Genomic DNA, 1,466 nt, shown 5'->3' on the forward strand with positions numbered 1-1,466 from the left:
CCGCGGAAGGACCCCGTGCTGCAGCGCCAGCACCATCTTCATCACACCGACCACCCCCGCGGCAGCCTGCGTGTGACCGATGTTCGACTTCAACGAGCCCAGCCAGAGAGGCCGTTCCGGATCCCTGCCCCGCCCGTAGGTAGCGAGAAGCGCCTGCGCCTCGATCGGGTCGCCCAGCGTGGTCCCCGTACCGTGCGCCTCCACCGCGTCCACGTCCGCGGCCGACAGCCCGGCCTTGGCGAGGGCCGCCCGGATCACCCGCTCCTGCGCAGGACCGTTGGGCGCCGTCAGACCGTTGCTCGCCCCGTCCTGGTTGACCGCCGAGCCACGCACCACCGCCAGCACCGGATGACCGTTGCGGCGGGCGTCCGACAAACGCTCCAGCAGCAACACCCCCACACCCTCACCCCAGCCGGTACCGTCCGCCCCCGCCGCGAACGGCTTGCACCGACCGTCCGGCGCAAGCCCCCGCTGCCTGCTGAACTCCACGAAGATGCCGGGCTCGGCCATGACCGTCGCGCCTCCGGCGAGCGCGAACGAGCACTCGCCGGCGCGCAGCGCCTGGACCGCGAGGTGCAGGGCCACCAGCGACGACGAGCACGCGGTGTCCACGGTCACCGCCTGACCGCGCAGGCCGAGGACGTAGGCGATCCGCCCGCTGGCCACGCTGCACGATGTGCCGGTGAGGAGATATCCGTCGACGGACTCGGGGGCTCGGTGCAGTCCGGGCCCGTACTCCTGCTGCATGATTCCCACGAACACGCCGCCATCGCGCTCCCGGAGCGTCTCCGGGTCGATCCCGGCACGCTCCAGTGCCTCCCAGGAGGCTTCCAGCAGAAGCCGCTGCTGCGGATCCATGGCGACGGCCTCGCGCGGCGAGATCCCGAAGAAGCCGGGGTCGAAGTCACCGGCGTCGTACAGGAACGAACCCGAGCGCGCGTACGTGGTCCCGTGCTGCTCCGGGTCGGGGTCGTACAGGTTGTCCAGGTCCCACCCCCGGTCGGTGGGAAAGGCGGAGACGGTGTCGCCGCCGCCGGAGAGGAGTCCCCACAGCTCTTCCGGTGTCCGGATGCCACCGGGCAGACGGCAGCCCATGGCCACGATGGCGATGGGCTCGTCCTCAGTGGCGGGCATCCGGTCCGCGGAGGTCTCGGGGGCCAGGTCGCTACCGCCGTCGAGCAGCCCGCGCACATGACGGGCGAGTGCCTTGGGAGTGGGATGATCGAAGAGAACGGAGGCCGGCAGGGAAAGCCCCGTGTCCGCCACCAGCCGGTTCCGCAGTTCGACCGAGGTCGCGGAATCGAAGCCCAGCGCCTTGAACGTAAGCGTCGAGTCGACATCACCAGCCGCGGCATGCCCCAGCACCGCGGCGGCATGGGCGCGGATCCGCTGTACCCAGTCGCTGCGCCCCTCCGAGCGCGGAACAGAGCGGGTGGCACCGCCGTCGAACCAGTAGCGGCGGCGTT

General features: G+C 71.3%; 1 pseudogene. It reads right to left on the reverse strand.

The window, feature by feature from the left end:
* A pseudogene (locus tag AQJ64_RS44830) lies at positions 1–1,395 on the reverse strand (acyl carrier protein); the annotation flags it as partial.
* Positions 1,396–1,466: the final 71 nt, after the last annotated feature.

Source organism: Streptomyces griseoruber (genome assembly GCF_001514205.1).
GTDB classification, from domain to species: domain Bacteria; phylum Actinomycetota; class Actinomycetes; order Streptomycetales; family Streptomycetaceae; genus Streptomyces; species Streptomyces griseoruber.